General features: G+C 68.8%; 19 protein-coding genes and 1 pseudogene. 8 read left to right on the plus strand and 12 right to left on the minus strand.

The window, feature by feature from the left end; translation table 11 throughout:
* Positions 1 to 206: 206 nt before the first annotated feature.
* Positions 207 to 1,007 carry a hypothetical protein gene (locus tag Cco03nite_RS11975; protein WP_203692122.1) on the plus strand — a complete coding sequence of 267 codons (801 nt, stop codon included), beginning with the start codon at positions 207 to 209 and terminating at the stop codon, positions 1,005 to 1,007.
* Positions 1,008 to 1,172: 165 nt separating this feature from the next.
* On the opposite strand, the gene Cco03nite_RS11980 is transcribed toward Cco03nite_RS11975, so the two are convergent.
* The gene (locus Cco03nite_RS11980) at positions 1,173 to 2,156 is read right to left on the minus strand and encodes a hypothetical protein (protein ID WP_203692123.1); all 984 of its coding nucleotides are present in this window, start codon (positions 2,154 to 2,156) and stop codon (positions 1,173 to 1,175) included.
* A 500-nt stretch (positions 2,157 to 2,656) separates the two neighbouring features.
* Between Cco03nite_RS11980 and lexA the strand changes: the two genes are divergently transcribed.
* Complete coding sequence (gene lexA / locus Cco03nite_RS11985; protein WP_203692124.1) at positions 2,657 to 3,310, plus strand: transcriptional repressor LexA; 654 nt, start codon at positions 2,657 to 2,659, stop codon at positions 3,308 to 3,310.
* A 44-nt stretch (positions 3,311 to 3,354) separates the two neighbouring features.
* On the opposite strand, the gene Cco03nite_RS11990 is transcribed toward lexA, so the two are convergent.
* Together Cco03nite_RS11990 and Cco03nite_RS11995 are read right to left on the minus strand one after the other, a co-directional pair.
* Complete coding sequence (locus Cco03nite_RS11990; RefSeq protein WP_203692125.1) at positions 3,355 to 4,059, minus strand: hypothetical protein; 705 nt, start codon at positions 4,057 to 4,059, stop codon at positions 3,355 to 3,357.
* 226 nt (positions 4,060 to 4,285) lie between these two features.
* The gene (locus Cco03nite_RS11995) at positions 4,286 to 4,546 is read right to left on the minus strand and encodes a hypothetical protein (protein ID WP_203692126.1); all 261 of its coding nucleotides are present in this window, start codon (positions 4,544 to 4,546) and stop codon (positions 4,286 to 4,288) included.
* Positions 4,547 to 4,754: 208 nt separating this feature from the next.
* Between Cco03nite_RS11995 and Cco03nite_RS12000 the strand changes: the two genes are divergently transcribed.
* Positions 4,755 to 4,982, plus strand: coding sequence for a hypothetical protein (locus Cco03nite_RS12000; RefSeq protein WP_203692127.1), 228 nt, complete (start codon positions 4,755 to 4,757; stop codon positions 4,980 to 4,982).
* A 111-nt stretch (positions 4,983 to 5,093) separates the two neighbouring features.
* Here the strand turns inward: Cco03nite_RS12000 and Cco03nite_RS12005 are convergent, their stop codons facing one another.
* The 5 genes from Cco03nite_RS12005 to Cco03nite_RS12025 all read right to left on the minus strand — a co-directional run bounded on the left by Cco03nite_RS12005 (position 5,094) and on the right by Cco03nite_RS12025 (position 7,547).
* Positions 5,094 to 5,330 carry a hypothetical protein gene (locus Cco03nite_RS12005; protein ID WP_144121009.1) on the minus strand — a complete coding sequence of 79 codons (237 nt, stop codon included), beginning with the start codon at positions 5,328 to 5,330 and terminating at the stop codon, positions 5,094 to 5,096.
* Between the two features lie 297 nt (positions 5,331 to 5,627).
* Positions 5,628 to 5,873 (minus strand): hypothetical protein, encoded by a 246-nt coding sequence (locus Cco03nite_RS12010; RefSeq protein ID WP_203692128.1) that lies wholly within the window; start codon positions 5,871 to 5,873, stop codon positions 5,628 to 5,630.
* Positions 5,874 to 5,879: 6 nt separating this feature from the next.
* A complete protein-coding gene (locus tag Cco03nite_RS12015; protein WP_203692129.1) occupies positions 5,880 to 6,230 on the minus strand; it encodes a helix-turn-helix domain-containing protein in 351 nt (116 codons plus the stop codon).
* 138 nt (positions 6,231 to 6,368) lie between these two features.
* A complete protein-coding gene (locus Cco03nite_RS12020; protein ID WP_203692130.1) occupies positions 6,369 to 6,878 on the minus strand; it encodes an Hsp20/alpha crystallin family protein in 510 nt (169 codons plus the stop codon).
* Between the two features lie 360 nt (positions 6,879 to 7,238).
* On the minus strand, positions 7,239 to 7,547 hold the full coding sequence (locus tag Cco03nite_RS12025) for an STAS domain-containing protein (protein ID WP_203692131.1): 309 nt from the start codon (positions 7,545 to 7,547) through the stop codon (positions 7,239 to 7,241).
* 435 nt (positions 7,548 to 7,982) lie between these two features.
* Between Cco03nite_RS12025 and Cco03nite_RS12030 the strand changes: the two genes are divergently transcribed.
* From Cco03nite_RS12030 to Cco03nite_RS42335, 5 genes and pseudogenes are all read left to right on the plus strand, one after another.
* Complete coding sequence (locus Cco03nite_RS12030; protein WP_203692132.1) at positions 7,983 to 8,156, plus strand: hypothetical protein; 174 nt, start codon at positions 7,983 to 7,985, stop codon at positions 8,154 to 8,156.
* Positions 8,157 to 9,509: 1,353 nt separating this feature from the next.
* Positions 9,510 to 10,067: a J domain-containing protein gene (locus Cco03nite_RS12035; protein ID WP_203692133.1), complete on the plus strand. Its 558-nt coding sequence runs from the start codon at positions 9,510 to 9,512 to the stop codon at positions 10,065 to 10,067.
* A gap of 205 nt (positions 10,068 to 10,272) precedes the next feature.
* Entirely contained in the window at positions 10,273 to 10,524 is a 252-nt protein-coding gene (locus Cco03nite_RS12040; RefSeq protein ID WP_203692134.1) for a dsRBD fold-containing protein, read from the plus strand.
* A 67-nt stretch (positions 10,525 to 10,591) separates the two neighbouring features.
* On the plus strand, positions 10,592 to 11,068 hold the full coding sequence (locus tag Cco03nite_RS12045) for a cation:proton antiporter regulatory subunit (protein WP_203692135.1): 477 nt from the start codon (positions 10,592 to 10,594) through the stop codon (positions 11,066 to 11,068).
* Between the two features lie 60 nt (positions 11,069 to 11,128).
* Positions 11,129 to 12,226 (plus strand): annotated as a pseudogene (locus Cco03nite_RS42335) (cation:proton antiporter).
* 4 nt (positions 12,227 to 12,230) lie between these two features.
* On the opposite strand, the gene Cco03nite_RS12060 reads toward Cco03nite_RS42335, so the two are convergent.
* The 4 genes from Cco03nite_RS12060 to Cco03nite_RS12075 form a co-directional block, all read right to left on the minus strand.
* On the minus strand, positions 12,231 to 12,632 hold the full coding sequence (locus tag Cco03nite_RS12060) for an STAS domain-containing protein (RefSeq protein ID WP_203692137.1): 402 nt from the start codon (positions 12,630 to 12,632) through the stop codon (positions 12,231 to 12,233).
* 37 nt (positions 12,633 to 12,669) lie between these two features.
* Positions 12,670 to 13,005 (minus strand): MerR family transcriptional regulator, encoded by a 336-nt coding sequence (locus tag Cco03nite_RS12065; RefSeq protein ID WP_203692138.1) that lies wholly within the window; start codon positions 13,003 to 13,005, stop codon positions 12,670 to 12,672.
* A gap of 114 nt (positions 13,006 to 13,119) precedes the next feature.
* Positions 13,120 to 13,587 (minus strand): Hsp20/alpha crystallin family protein, encoded by a 468-nt coding sequence (locus Cco03nite_RS12070; RefSeq protein WP_203692139.1) that lies wholly within the window; start codon positions 13,585 to 13,587, stop codon positions 13,120 to 13,122.
* A 371-nt stretch (positions 13,588 to 13,958) separates the two neighbouring features.
* On the minus strand, positions 13,959 to 14,424 hold a 466-nt coding region (locus Cco03nite_RS12075; RefSeq protein WP_203692140.1), incomplete at its 5' end, for a helix-turn-helix domain-containing protein.

Genomic DNA, 14,424 nt, shown 5'->3' on the forward strand with positions numbered 1-14,424 from the left:
CCCCGTGCGGTGAACAGTTTGCGTCAACTAGACATCGCGGACACTCGGCCGGCAACACCACCCCGGCACTTCCGACAATCTGCCGACAATGCGCTGACGCTCGGTTTGGCGCCGGGCATCAGCCCTTTGGCATCGACACTCCGGTGATCCAGGGGAGGCGCTTAACCGCTTGGAGTTGCACAGACCGGGCCCTAGTGTCATCAGCCGTGTCCGAGAGTGAGCAGCAGCACGTTCAGCTATTGGCGTTGTTCAATGTGGTTCCCCATTGGGTGTGGCGTGTCTCGGGTGAAGAACCATCCGAGAGCGAACCGAAGTCAGGCAGCTCCCTGGCCGACGACGACCAGTTGACGGGCAAATATCCCGTTAGCGGCGGCGCGTGGCACCACATCACTGTCGCTGTCGATCACTTCAACACCCTGCGCGCCGCGACTGTCGGGCGCGGTGACCACGAGAACCTGACTCTACTTCCCTTCCTCAGCGGGCAGTACACGTTGCTACGAGCGGTGATCGAGAACGCCTGTACGGCCTTGTGGCTGCTCGAGTCGCCCTCCCAGAGTGATCGGGTGTTGCGGCGCCTGGAGTTGGCGGCTAACGACATCCGCAACGACGAGCTATACCGCGCCTTGATAAATCGCCCTGGGCGTAAGACCAAGGAGCAGCTGCTGGAAGAGGTACGCACCATCGCCAACGCCGCTGTCCCGGCCCATCGGAGCAAGTTCGAAAAGCTCGGGTACAAGGAGATCGTGAGTGTGGGGGGCGCTGCCAGCACGATCGGAGGTGACCGTGCAGTCTTCCTGTGGCGGTCCTGTAGCGGCTTGGCGCACGGTGACGGCGGGGCACTGTTGCACGCGTCGGATCATGAGTTTGGCATGGGCGACGACGGCACGCCGACTCTTAGGCTGCGTACGAACGTGAAAAGGTTGATGGACACAATCGGCGAAGGCAAGATCTTGGTCCAAGATGCGATGGCTAAATATGACCTGTACCGAGATGCCCGCAGGGACTGAAACAGGTCACCTCCGCAGACCCATCCTCAACCACAGCGAACCATGCACGCCGCCGACCGCCACACGACCCGGATGCTCCTACACAAGAGCGGCCCCCAGGATGACCTGGAGGCCGTCTGTTCTCAGCGCGCCGAAGCCGAGGCGGTGACGGTCAGTCGTGCGCCGTCAGCCAGCGAGGGCATCATCACCGTCCTTGTAGAGGTTGGCTACGGAGATGACCTTCCCCGGCACCATCGTGGTCCATGGCCCGAGGAGGCTCGCGAACGCGTCGTCGTCGTCAACTGCAACCTCCACCGCCTCGGGGCGCCCAGTGCTGCCGTGCCGGCGGACGGTGACGTAGAGGGGCGCGAACGGGTCAGGTTCCAGTGGCGTTCGGGTGCTGGGGTGGACCCGGATGTCGAAGATGTCAGCCTCTGACAGAGGCTCGCCTCCGGGAATGGGCATCACCAGGTGCGTACCCAACGGATCGTCATCCATTAGCCCACGGCCACCGTTGGCCAAGCACGCCTCCGTGAGCTGCTCCAACCGCACGAGTTTGTCGCGGCACCCCCAACGTCGTGCAGGGCTGGACTCCGGACCTCGCCAGCCCTGCACGATCCAGCCTGCTGAGCTGTTTGGCGGATGGCCAAAGATGCCACTGCTCGTCACGCGGGTGACCTGACACATCTGCCAGATCCTGGAGGCGTCCGACTCAGGATCGAACCCGGTGGGCAGTAGTTTCAGCGCTTCGACGCGCCCGGCGGCGTCTGCTGCGAGCTCGTCGGCGACTGCGAGCCGCTGGGCCCGGGTAAGGGCACTCAGAACGCGCGGCGCGGTGGACTGCAACTCCTCGACAAAGTCGGCGCAGCTCCAGCGCTCAGCGTGGCGGCAGCCTTCGACATCGACGTGAACGGGCTCGGTCAGGTCGCCGTCGGACCGCAGACGTTGCACGAGTTCCACGATCGCGGCTTCCATCGCTGGGGCCGTGTCCAGAAACGCCGCAGCGTCCCATGAGAACTCCGACAGCCGCGTAAGCAGCTCCGCAAGCGCTTGGGCCGGGTAGCGCTCGGCCAGGCTGGTGATCGTGAGGCTCGTATCGACCGTCTCGCCAGACCACGTGGCGATGATCGTGTTGCGCGTACCGGATGACAGGACGCTGTAACTGGTCACGAAGGCTCCAAGCACGTGAGACCGCAACGCCAGTCGCAGCAGCGTGTGAGCGCGCGGACTGTCGGCGGAAGAAATGGGGAGCTTCGGTAACCTCGCAGCACCACCGCGACGCCGATCCGAGCGTTCCCCGAGTCTACGGCATGGCCGAGTCCTCCCCGCAACCTGAGCCTGACTCCGGTCGCTGACGCGGACTCGGCGCCAGGACTTCGTGGCATAGCAGATCCACGACCAATTGTGTCGTTATCCCCAAGCCCGAGTTGTCCACAGGTTGCGTCGATCTCTGGTTGCATCGCAAGCGTTGCCTGCGCAGAGTTCTTCGTGCAGCAAGACAGCACGCACCCTTCTACCAGCTCCATGCGAGCGGGGCTGATGTGGAGCGCGCAGGTTGCTGCGCATCCGGATGCGGGCTGCCCCACGAAAACGGGGGTGGGGCAGCCCTCCGAAATCTGACGGATGACCTTTACCGCTTTAGCACACCTGATCGATTACGATCGTAGATCATGACAGCCGGCAGCAACGACGCTGGCCAACCCTCGGGGCCCCTCAGCATGCGTCAGCAGCAGATACTGGCAGCGATCCACAGCTGGGCGGACCGTCACGGCTACCCGCCCACCGTCCGAGAGATTGCCTCCGTGGTCGGACTGTCGTCGCCATCGACCGTCGCTCACCATCTTTCCGTCCTGCAGCAGCGGGGCATGATCCGCCGGGATGGAGAACGTCCCCGGGCCGTCGACGCGCGAGCCGGCGTAGCTGCCGTGGATGGCCTCTTGCACGCTTCCGCACCGGTGTTGGTACCGCTGGTGGGCACGATCGCCGCCGGCAGGCCGCTTCTGGCCGAGGAGTCGATCGAGGATGTCCTGGCGCTGCCACAGGAACTCGTGGGCCGCGGAACGCTGTTCGGCTTACGCGTGCGCGGTGACTCCATGCTCGATGCAGCTATCTGTGATGGAGACATCGTCGTGGTGCGTCAGCAGCCCACAGCCGACAACGGTGACATCGTGGCCGCGATGATCGACGGCGAGGCGACCGTCAAGGTCTACCAGCGTCTGGACGGAACCATGCGGCTACTTGCTCGCAACAGCTCCTATCCGCCGATCACCGCCGACGACGTCGTCATCCTGGGGCGGGTCGTTTCAGTGCTGCGGCACATGTGACCTTGGCCCCGGTCACGAAAATGCTGCGAGCGCCGGTGATCGTTTCAGCCCTTGGTTACCGCTGAGGCACCGTCGCGTCCTACAAGGACCCGGTTGCCCAGCGGCCGGGCGAGGCGGACCGTGTACGGCTGAGTGCGGTAGACCAGGTCATCCAGGCAACCGCCCTGCCGTCTGCCGGGAGTTGCCGCTGGCGAGGATTCGACCAGCCGCAGCCCGATGGCTACGGCGGTGGTGGATTCGGCCACCTCGGCCTCGAACTGCTCCGTGGGCATCCCCGGACACGGATCAGGAGTTTTCATCAGCTGGACGGTCAGCGTCATCCCGTCCGCGGCGATGCTCGCCGCGCCAGGTTCGCCCAGGTTCGGCTCTCCCGGGCGCCAGAACGCCGCCTCAGCGAGCATGGGCACAGCCAGTGGTTGCGTCGATTCCGCAGCGGTGAACAACCACGCGGGCAGTGTCAATCGGCCGCGATCGGTCCGGAACTCGGCCGTGCCGAGAGCAATCTTCGTGATCCTAAGCGGTGCCGGGCTGACATCGGATACCGCTCCCGGGTCTCCAGCTGCGACGATGACGTCATAAGCCTGCTCTGCGCTGATTGCGGGGAGGGTGAAGGTTCCGTCGGTCAGGTTCACCTCGACGGTCGACGGGCCAGCGGGAAGTGTGGTCTCCAGGGCGAGTTTGCCCTGCATCAATGCAATCTTCGCGTTGTCGGTGGTGAAGCCCTGCACCCGTATCCGTGAGTCGCCCATGAGGACGATGGGGCGCGGGGCACGCTCTACGGGGAAGTCCGCACATTGTTGGAGAACAGCCGGGTCGGCGCGGACGAGGGTCACCCCACCGGGCGTCATGGTGCCGTCGCGGGTTTGCGTTGCAACGGGAGGTGCGCAACCGGCAAGAGCTGCCGCTAGTAGGACGACGGCAGTCCGAGGCAGGCGAGCCGTCATACGCACTCCGGCAGATTCGACCACCCGAGACTCACTGGGGCCAGTCCAATTGCGCTGACGGCACACCCACCGACGTTGCGTACGCGACCACCCGCTGATGTTGGTCACGATCTCCGCGGTTGATCACAAACTTGCGTCCGGCGAACACGACATGACGTTTATCTGCCACCCCGAAGTCGGCATACCAGGGCCCAGGTGACAGAGCCGCTGCGAGCTGGTCGGCGAACCGGTCAATGTCAGCCTCGGCGCAGGTGAAGTCGATGAGCGTCCAATGTCCCGTGTAGGTTCTCATTGCCCTTGTCCAGACCCAGCGTTCAGAGCTGCAGGCTTCGCGACGCTTTCACCGATGTCACCTTGGCAGTTCTCGCCAGCCCTGTCGTTTTCCGACGACTGTAATTTTTGGTCACGATGTGCATGATCCTTCAGCCGACAGCGCACAGGGGCGGCTACAGCGTGCTTGGACGCGGCTAACAGCTGGGCGTCGGTGGCAACGCCCTACCGTGATCGAGCTGAGCCGTGACGCCGCCGCCATGGTCGGCGATCATGCGCAGGTGTGCATCGTTCCCGACGCCAACCACCTGTTCAGCGAACCCGGCGCGCTGCAGCAGGTCGCCGAGCTGGCGATCGGATGGTTCTACCTGCATATGGCACCAGCGGCAGCGGCACAGCTGCCGCAGGAACGGTCCGCGGCCGCCGGCGGCCGCAAGGCGTGTCCCGGGACAACTTGACGGCAGCATCGCAGCCTTGCCAGATGGAGTCCCGCGACCAGGCGAACCATTGACAGGGCGGCTAATGGTCGGAGCGGCCCACGGAAAGGTCACCAATGAGTTCCGGACCGGCTACTCCTCGGGGTCGGCCAGGGCGTGGAACCGGTAGAGCCACCTCGGGTCGCCGCCTGGGTTGGGTTCTCGGATGTAGACGGCCTCCCAGGGATCCTGCGCTCCGGCGGCGGCGAGGGGATCGTCCGCAGGCAGCCAGATCGAAACCGACATCGGCGGATCGTCGGCGTCCGGTACGTCGATCTCCTCCAAGGACTCAGCCGCGCCGTGCACGAACTTGACGGTGATCTTCTCCATGGCGCCCTTCCTGTGAGCAGTGCTGGCGCGGGGTGAACGCACGGGCCATACGCTAGTCGTGAGCCCGACCGGTGGCCGGGACAGCTCACCCATTGAACGGTTCGAGGCCCGCATGAGCGCATCCGCGTGGCCGGATGCCGGTCGGGCGTCTTCTTGCCCGGCAGGCTGTCACGCCGGTGGAGCCGCTACCGGTTGGCGCCCGAACCGGCTCGGTGTGATGCCGGCAGAGACGGTGCGTTACCGAGGTCCCGTGCTGTGCGGCCCGGTCACACATGCCGACGGGGTTTGCGGCTGGGCTCAGGCCGGTGCGGCGTTGGCGAGGTTGCCGGGTCGGACCCGGTTGCCGTCACCTACGCAGTCGGGGCAGCGGTGGGCTGGGTCGGGGCCAGCCGGAGCGTCCCATCCGGCGAGTACGGCTTCCAGCCGCAGGCTTGCGTAGCGGTAGCAGCCGTCGTCGAACGCCGTGAACCAGGTGCCGCAGTCGTCGCAGCTGATCGCGAAGTACTGTCGGCCTCGGTGGTCGCGTTTGAGGTGCAGCGCCATCGTCGGTCACTCCTGCGGGCCTCGTTTGGGCTGCTGGTCCTTGCGGCGCAGCAGTTCGATCATCGCGTTGGCGGCGGCGAGTTGGTATTCGAGGCTGACGATGCGCACGGCTGCGTCCAGGCGGACGCCGTCGTCGACCAGGGCGCGGGCGCGTTCAGCGCGGTGCAGGTCGTCGCGGCTGTAGCGGCGGTGCCCGCCCTCGGAGCGGTGCACTTCGAACAGCCCGGCTGTTTCGGCTGAGCGCAGGAAGGCGGGGGTGACGCCGATGGCGCTCGCGGCCGCGTTCATCGCGTAGCCGGGATAGCTCGCGTCGCCCAGCGCTGCGGCTCTGTTCAGCGGGCGGGGAAGATCCGCCATCGCCGTCACCTCCATCGTGTCTGGTCGCTGCTTCGGGCTGGCCCGGTGTGGCGCGGGCGGGAGGCGTTCCGCCCGCGCCACACCGGCCCCAATGATCTTCCTGCCGTCACCACTTTCCGCGGCGGCCCGTGCCCCGCGTCAGCTGGTCGCGCCGACCTTCTCCCGGTCGCTGGTGGCCTCAGTGCTCTGGTCGCCGGAGTCACCGGTGATCATCTTGTGGCCCTGGTGCGATCCGATCGCCGTCGGCTGAGTCCGCAGAATCTCGATCTTGCGTGGCTTGGCCTGCTCCGCGACGGGGATCGTCAAGGTCAGCACCCCGTCGGTGTACTGGGCCCGGATGTCGTCGACGGCCAGGCCGTCGCCGAGGACCAGTTGGCGGCTGTAGGCACCCGACGGGCGCTCGGAGACCAGGTAGGTCGCGCCTTGCGGGTCGTGGCGGCGCCGTTCGGCCCGCACGGTCAGGGTCTGGTTCTCCGCCGACACGTCCAGGGAGTCGGGGTCGATGCCGGGCAGGTCGAACCGGACCACGAACTCATCGCCCGCGCGCAGGCAGTCCATCGGCATCAGCGACGGGGTGCGCGCGGTTCCGAACACCTCGGCGGCCAGCCGGTCGAAGTCGCGGAACGGATCGAAACGAAGGGTCTGCATGACCAACACCTCCTGATGTCCGGGGCGCAGTGCGCCCGCATTGCATGTAGGGCTTAACGCCTTGAGCAATCCGGCGTTCGCCGGGGCTCAGTGTCGCCGGTTCGGCGGTCTGCGGCAGTCCAGTCGCGCCCGCCGACGGCGGTGGTAGTGGGCCGGAACCAGCAAGGCCACCGTGATCACCCCCTTGTGTGAGCTGCCCTCACCAGGAACCATGACCCAACTGACACAAGAATTTTATGTCCGCGACCACAGATTCTGTCAAGCGGTGGACAGTCTTTTCCTGCCTGCGCTGGGGTGGGGCAGCCCGGACCGTGGCGACACGTCCAGGTGCCGGCGGGCGGGCGCTCCGTTGCTGCGGTTCTATCGGCCCAGCAGCGTGGACAGGTTTGCTGCCTCAAGGGTTCTGCGAAGCCAGGGCTGGACGTGCACGCACCGCATGGTGATGTCCTGGCTGAGCGCGTGCTCCTGGATGCGGGCCAGCGCGGTCAGCGCGGCGGGTTCCAGAACGAGCGCGCGGCCCAGGTCCACGACCAGGCGGCGACAGCCGGCCCCGTCCAACGCCTGGCACAGTTCATCGACCACGACCTCGACGTCTCCGTCGATGATCTCGCCGACGACCTTCACCGTGCACTCGTCGCCGTTCACGCTGACATCGCAGCTCGCGGGCACGGCTCCTCCTCTGACTGCGGCTTTCACCATCATGGCGCGTCGACCTCGCCTGTGGTACGGGTCCGGTGATCGCCCTGCCGCCGCACCGGGGCCGGGTCGTCCTGCCCGCCGCCCTGCGACCGGGTGATGGACCGCCTGCCGGCCGTCCGGTCAGAAGGGTTAGGCGCCGCGGGTCGCGGACGTCGCCGCCCCGCATGCGATCGGCGCGTTCACCGTGGCCACCGGCTTCGACGCTTGGGTGGTGTGCAGGCGTGGCGGCGCTGGTGCGCCAGTGGCCGCAGCGCGCGCATCTGGCAACCGCGGCCTGGTAGCGCTGCTTGGCTGGTTGCGGGCGAGCTCATGCGGCGATTTCGGCCGTCTGGCGGATGTTCCCGCGCGCGCCGCGTGCGACTGTGGTTGTCTGGCGCTTCGTGCCGGAGGTACCGAAAGGAACGCGTGAGCGTCACCTGCGATGACATATTGCACAGGCTGGAACGGCTTGCCGATTCCGGCGCCGGGGTGCTTGCCTGTGCCGTGCGTGACGCCATCGCGTGCAACGTGCCGCTGGAGCAGATCGCACAGCGGGCGAACATGCCGTTGGAAGACATCCTGGCCGTTTTCGACCGGTAACGGTGATGGTCGTCTGCGCATCGGATGCCCGGAACCGTGCACGAACTGCCGTGCGTCACCCGGCCGGGCCATCGTCGCCGCACGGCCCCGCGGATTGCGTCGTGACGACCTCCCGTAACCAGGTGAGCGCATTTTCGTCGGCGAGTACCGAGGTCCACTGCCTGATGACATCGGCGCCAGCCAGTGGCGTGGAGTCGGCGCCCGAGCCGGGCAGCGCCACGAAGATCCAGACTGCTCGCCGAGCGCTTGGGCCGCCTGGCGCAGTTGCACGGCGACAGGGTCGAACATGATGCTGTATTCCAGCCCCACGCCGGCGAGGTCGACACCGTAGCCGGGCGACTGCTCGTGCGTCCCCACCAGGCCCGCGGTGAGCGTCACCGCCAGGTGCGGGCGCTGTTGGGCCGGGGCAGGTGCCACGCTTGGCGAACTGCTCCCAAGCGGCCTGCGGATGCATGGACAGCATGTCGCCCAGTGCCCACCACATGTCGGCGGCCAGCGCGTCGCGCACCACCGCCTTGACGAGGTGACGGCCGCCGTCGCTCAGCCGTTGTCCGGCCAGCGCCGCCTCCCGCAGCCGGCCTTGCTCAGCCGCCGACGCCGCCGTGCTCAACGCCTGCATAAAGGTGGCGGTGTGCTCGGCAACGAACGCCGCAGCGTACGCGCCGATACCCGTAGAGTTCATGCCAGGTTCCGTTCCCATACCGGACGCCCCGTCGAGCGCCGCAAAGGCTCAACGCAGACCCGGCCGGGTTGATGACGAAACGCGCAGCCCGCGATGCTGGCGCGGGGCCGGGGCGGGACGTGTGCTGCGCCGCGCCGGTCGGCGCGGGCAGGTGAACGAACAGAGGCGAGCCCTCAGCCCGCGCACCGCATGGTCACGCCTGGTGCCAGCGTCAAGGCCGCCAGCGGGCCGTCAGTGCGGAACCCACGCATGCTCAGCACCCGCCCCTAGAGTCGGATAACATCCGAATACTGCGGTTTGCCGTATTCTCACCCCTGGTGGTGCGGAGCTCCGCAGGCGCGTCTTCGGCTCGAGGGGGCGCGAGAAAGGCCGGGCTACGGGGGTGCCCGGCCTTTCCGCCGTCGACAGGTGCGGCCCGCTCCGTCCGTGTCGTCCAGCCGGCAGGGCATTTTCAGCGGCAAGCACCCCCGCTACGCACAAGCCTGACCACTCGGCCGCTGTTGCGTCCACGGACGTGGCGCACTCCGGCGACCTCCCCCGCAGCTGCGGGCCGACACCGGGGTTCGCAGCTACTCCCGCCAGGTCTTGACGCGCCGCAGTTGGCCGCGGTAGCTGTGGATGTGGCGGGGCGTCGCCCGCCCCTGTGGTGCCCGGATCGGCGGGAGGAGCCGATGCCCTTACGGCCAGACCACTACCAGGTGCTCCAGATCGGCCGGCGGGCCGGCATGGACGACATCCGGCGCGCCTACCACCGCCTGGCACGGCACCTGCATCCCGACGTCACCGCTGACCCAGCGGCGCACGAGCGGTTCCGGGCCGCTAGCGAGGCCTACGAGGTGCTGTCGGACCCGGTCCGCCGCTCGCGCTACGACCGGTCGGTGGCAGAACCGGCGCCCAGGATGGCCGACGGCCCGCCCGGGGCATCGGCCGTCGAACACGGCGGCCGGGCGGCACGCCGGCCCTGGGACGACATCGCCGTCCTGTGGTCGGGGCAGCGCCCGGCGGTGTGCGTGCCAGTGGATCTGACACTCGCGCAGACGCGGTCGGGTGCGCGGCGGCTCATCTGCCTGCGCACCCGTGACCGTGTGGTGACCTGGGAGGTCGCCGTGCCGGCCGGCGTCGCCGACGGCCAGCGCCTGCGCTTGGCCGGTGTACACGCCGTCGACTCGCTCGGGCGCGACGCTGATGTGTTCGTCGTCGTACACCTCACCCGCGGCCTGAGCTGGTGAACACTATCGCGGCGACGATAGAATTAGTCCATCGGTCGGCTCAGTTTCGCGGCCCGGGTAACGGGGTGTGTCGGACGGCCGGTAGTCACGACGCGGCCCTAGTTCCGGCCTGCTACCGGGGTGCGGCGCGCTGTCGCCTGACGTTGCGACGGAGGGCCGCGTGCTACGGCCACACGGGTGTGTGCAGTGCCAGCGGGAGGCGGCTATGACAGCGCTCAAGCATTGGACATTGCATGTGACCATCGCCGAGCAGGACGAGCGGCGTACCAGCGCGGTGGCAGTGCTGGTCGACGACAACGGCCGGATCCTGCAGTCGCAGGGCACCGCCTTGCGGGCACCGGTCGACCCGTACGTGCCTGCCGTCGGAGACGAACTGGCCGCCGGCCGGGCGTTTACCGCGCTGGGCTGGCATCTGCAAGCGCAGGCCGAAACCGATCTGGACCGGTCGCGGGGCTGAACGCGCCCGCGAAGTCGGGTGCCGCGTTCGAGGGTCGGGCGGGCCGGGCGGCGGCGATGATGATCGGGTGGACGTGGCCGAGGTCCTGCTGCCCGGAGTCGGGGTGCGCTACGAGTTCGTCACCGAGGCGGGCGACCGGCTGCGAATCGTCGCCCGCCGCGACGGCAGCGTGGACGTGCTCGGCGGCGGCGGCGACCCCGACGCGGCGGCGACGCTGTTCACGCTCACCGCCCAGGAGGCCGACACGGTCGCCGAGCTGCTCGGCGCGCCGCGCATCGCCGAGCGGCTGGCCGATCTGACCCGTGAGATCCCCGGCCTGGAGGCCGGGCAGGTCACCGTCGGCGACCGGTCGCCGTACGCGGGCCGCACGTTGGGCGACACCCGGGCCCGGACGCGGACCGGGGCCTCCATCGTGGCGATCGTCCGTGGCCGCGACGTCGTCGCGGCACCGGCGCCCAGCCAGCCGCTGTACGCCGGTGACGTGCTCGTCGTGGTCGGCACCGCCGACGGCGTCGCCGCGGTCGCCGACCTGGTCCGGGGCTGAGGCGTGCACACCTCCACGGCGCTGCTGATCGAGCTCGGCGTCGTGCTGGCCGCGTTGAGCGTGCTCGCCGGGCTGGCCCGCCGGGTCGGGCTGTCGCCGGTGCCGCTGTATCTGCTGGCCGGGCTGTGCCTGGGCCCCGGCGGGATCGCGCCGGTGCCGGCCGCGGGCGGGTTCGTGCAGACCGGCGCCGCCCTGGGGGTGGTCCTGCTGCTGCTGGCGCTGGGTCTGGAGTTCACCGCGGCCGAGTTCGCCGACAGCGCCCGCCGCCACCTGCCCTCGGCGGGCGTCGACCTGGCGCTCAACGCCGCGCCGGGGCTGGTACTGGGCTGGGTCGCCGGTGCCGGGCTCACCGCCACTCTTGCCCTGGCCGGGATCACCTGGATCTCGTCATCGGGCATCGCGGCGCGGCTGCTGGGCGACCTGGACCGCCTCGGCAACCGGGAGACCCCGGCGGTGCTGTCGGTGCTGGTGCTCGAGGACGTCGCCGTCGCCGTGTACCTGCCGCTGTTGGCGGTCCTGGCCGCCGGCGGCAGCTGATGGCACGCCGCGGCCGCGGCCGCCACCGCCGCCGGCGCGCTCATCCTGGCGTTCACCGCCTCGTATCGGTTCGGTGGAGGCCTGGCCCGCGTGGTGCACAGCACCGACCCCGAGCAACTGCTGCTGCGGGTGTTCGGCCTGACCTTGCTCGTGGCGGGGCTCGCGGAGCTGGTCAACGCCTCGGCCGCGGTCGGGGCGTTCCTGTTCGGGCTGGCGCTGACCGGGCAGGTCGCCGACCGGACCCGCCGGGTGATCGCACCGCTGCGGGACCTGTTCGCGACCGTGTTCTTCTTCGGGATCGGTCTGTCGGTCGACCCGTCCGACATCGTGCCGGTCCTGCCTGTGGCGCTGGCGGTCGCGGCGGCGGGCACGGCCACGAAGATGGCCACCGGCTGGTTCGCCGCCGCCCGCGACGGCGCCGGCACGTGGGCGCGGCTGCGCGCCGGCAGCGCGCTCATCGCGCGCGGCGAGTTCTCGCTGGTCATCGCGAGCCTGCCCGCGGCGGTCACCTATCCCAGGCTCGGCCCGTTCACGGCCGCGTTCGTGATCGTCGCGGCGATCGCCGGGCCGGTCATCGCGCGGCTGGTCGATGTCGTGGAGGCCCGCGCCAGGGTGCGGTGACCGATCACCGCACCCGCCGGGCAAGGCCACGGCGCTGAGTGCGCAGGTGCTCGGCCGTCGCGGTCGGCAGATGCCGGGCGGGCACGGCACCGAGGGTGCCGGTGGCCCGGTCCCAGCCCGCGGCCAGGGCCAGCACGCGCGCGGCGATGCCGTCAGCGCCGCGGACCCGCAACGGGATCCGTGCCGCCTGCGCGGCCGCCGCGGCCTGGACCAGCACGCCGACGCCACCGGCGTCCAAGAACGTCACCTGCGCCAGGTCGACGACCAGGCGGCGGGGCCGCATGGCCAGCACGCGGTGCAGCGCTGCCCGCAGCCGCTCGTGCACGGCCAGGTCGATTTCACCGGCGACGTGCAGGCAGCCGCCGCCGCGGTGGTCAGCGAAGTAGCGGATATGCAGCTGTTGCATCGCAGGTCACCTCCTGCGCCAGCGGTCTGGCCGCGTGTCAGCCGCTGCCGCGCGGTTGGTCCAACCGACGCTGCAGCACCTCGATCATCGCCTGTGCGGCGGCGAGCTGATACTCGAGCTTGACGATGCGCACGGCGGCGTCCAGAGGCAGCCCGTCGTCGACCAGGTGCCGGGCTCGTTCGGCCAGGTGCAGGTCGTCGAGGCTGTAGCGGCGGTGCCCGCCATCGGAGCGGTGCGCCTCGAACAGCCCGGCGGTCTCCACCGCCCGCAAGAACGCCGGCGTCACGTTCAGCGCGTGGGCGGCGGCGCCCATCGCATAGCCGGGGTAGTCGGCGTCGCCGATGTTCGGCACCGGCGCACCAGCTCCGGTCATGCCGCCCTCCTGTCGGTTCGGCCGGTGGCATCGGCCTGATGCCACCGGCACCGGGATGCGTCACTCGCCCCTGGGTCACCACCCCCTTTCCCGGCGTTCGCGGACCGGGCGTCCTCAGGCGTCGACCAGGTGCTTGTCCGCCTGCTGGTCACCCTGCTGATCGGTCAGTGCCTTGCGGCCCGCCTCCGCCCGACCAATCTCGATCTTGCGTGGCTTGGCCTGCGGCGCGACCGGGATGTGCAGGGTCAGCACGCCGTCTGTGTACTCGGCGCTGATCGCGTCGACGTCCACGCCGTCGCCTAGGACCAGCTGCCGGCTGTAGCTGCCCGTCGGCCGCTCAGACACCAGGTAGGCCGCGTCGTCGGGATCGTGGCGGCGCCGCTCGCCGCGCACGGTCAGCGTGTTGTTCTCGGCCGACACGTCCAGGGTGTCGGGCTCAATGCCCGGCATGTCGAACCGGACCAGGAACTCTTCGCCGCTGCGCAGGCAGTCCATCGGCATCAGCGCCGGGGTGCGGGCCGCGCCGAACACCTCACCGGCCAGGCGGTCGAAGTCACGGAACGGATCCCATCGCATCTGCATCGCACTCAGCTCCTTGCCTGTCTCATCGCTGCGGGCCCGGTGGCGCGACCGCACCGGCCGGGCCCTGTTTCCTCTGCAACACAAATTCTACTGCGATGGATGTAGCTATCAAGAGATGGTCAGTATATTTTCCCTGGTAGGCGTGCTGCTTCGAGAGGTCCGCGCAGTCCCGGGACGTGTTCACTATCGGTCCCGTCGCGGCAGCGTCTTGCGGCGGGAGGGACATCTGTATCCCGTCACGGGCCATGAGCACCGTGGGGGTCGATTTCCGCACCTGGTGCGTCAGCGGGCAGGTCCGTTCTGGGTGCCAACCAGCGTCTGTCGTCGAAGTGCGTCTCGACGAAACCCGCGCGGGTGAGATTGTCGCGCTGCTATCCACCGGCTGGGTTGTCGTCGACCATGCGCGCGAGGGCGCGCGCTCTGCGCCGCAGCGGGTGATCGGGCTTCCAGCCCGCCGGTGGGCTGCCGAACATGCTCAGAAGTTCCGAAACGGCGGGGAACTGTAGGGATCGCAGCAGCTCCTGGCCCTGCGCTGTCAGTGTCATCGGCCGATCTGAGGTGGCGCGCCGGATGAGCGTGGTGCCGATGTCGCGCTCGAGCCGTCCCAGTTGGGTGGTCAGGGCTGATTGGCTGGCGCCGATCCGGCGGGCGGCCTTGTTCAGGCTGGTGTGTCCGGCCATCTGCTGGAAGCGCCTGAGCCGTTGCCATGCCTTGGGCTGGCCCTGTACGGCTCGGCGCACGTCAACCGGTATGGAGTCGTCCAGCTCGATCACGAGACTGCGATGGCCGTGGATGCTGTTGGCGCGCACTGGTATCGCGAACGCGCGCAGTGCTTTG

Source organism: Catellatospora coxensis, assembly GCF_016862635.1.
Taxonomy (GTDB): Bacteria; Actinomycetota; Actinomycetes; order Mycobacteriales; family Micromonosporaceae; genus Catellatospora; species Catellatospora coxensis.

Excerpts from the sequence above, each read along its gene's own strand:
- lexA (WP_203692124.1), top strand. The coding sequence starts at position 2,657 with ATGACAGCCGGCAGCAACGACGCTGGCCAACCCTCGGGGCCCCTCAGC.
- Cco03nite_RS11990 (WP_203692125.1), bottom strand. The coding sequence starts at position 4,059 with ATGGGCGACTCACGGATACGGGTGCAGGGCTTCACCACCGACAACGCG.
- Cco03nite_RS11995 (WP_203692126.1), bottom strand. The coding sequence starts at position 4,546 with ATGAGAACCTACACGGGACATTGGACGCTCATCGACTTCACCTGCGCC.
- Cco03nite_RS12005 (WP_144121009.1), bottom strand. The coding sequence starts at position 5,330 with ATGGAGAAGATCACCGTCAAGTTCGTGCACGGCGCGGCTGAGTCCTTG.
- Cco03nite_RS12010 (WP_203692128.1), bottom strand. The coding sequence starts at position 5,873 with ATGGCGCTGCACCTCAAACGCGACCACCGAGGCCGACAGTACTTCGCG.
- Cco03nite_RS12015 (WP_203692129.1), bottom strand. The coding sequence starts at position 6,230 with ATGGCGGATCTTCCCCGCCCGCTGAACAGAGCCGCAGCGCTGGGCGAC.
- Cco03nite_RS12020 (WP_203692130.1), bottom strand. The coding sequence starts at position 6,878 with ATGCAGACCCTTCGTTTCGATCCGTTCCGCGACTTCGACCGGCTGGCC.
- Cco03nite_RS12035 (WP_203692133.1), top strand. The coding sequence starts at position 9,510 with ATGCCCTTACGGCCAGACCACTACCAGGTGCTCCAGATCGGCCGGCGG.
- Cco03nite_RS12040 (WP_203692134.1), top strand. The coding sequence starts at position 10,273 with ATGACAGCGCTCAAGCATTGGACATTGCATGTGACCATCGCCGAGCAG.
- Cco03nite_RS12060 (WP_203692137.1), bottom strand. The coding sequence starts at position 12,632 with ATGCAACAGCTGCATATCCGCTACTTCGCTGACCACCGCGGCGGCGGC.
- Cco03nite_RS12065 (WP_203692138.1), bottom strand. The coding sequence starts at position 13,005 with ATGACCGGAGCTGGTGCGCCGGTGCCGAACATCGGCGACGCCGACTAC.
- Cco03nite_RS12070 (WP_203692139.1), bottom strand. The coding sequence starts at position 13,587 with ATGCAGATGCGATGGGATCCGTTCCGTGACTTCGACCGCCTGGCCGGT.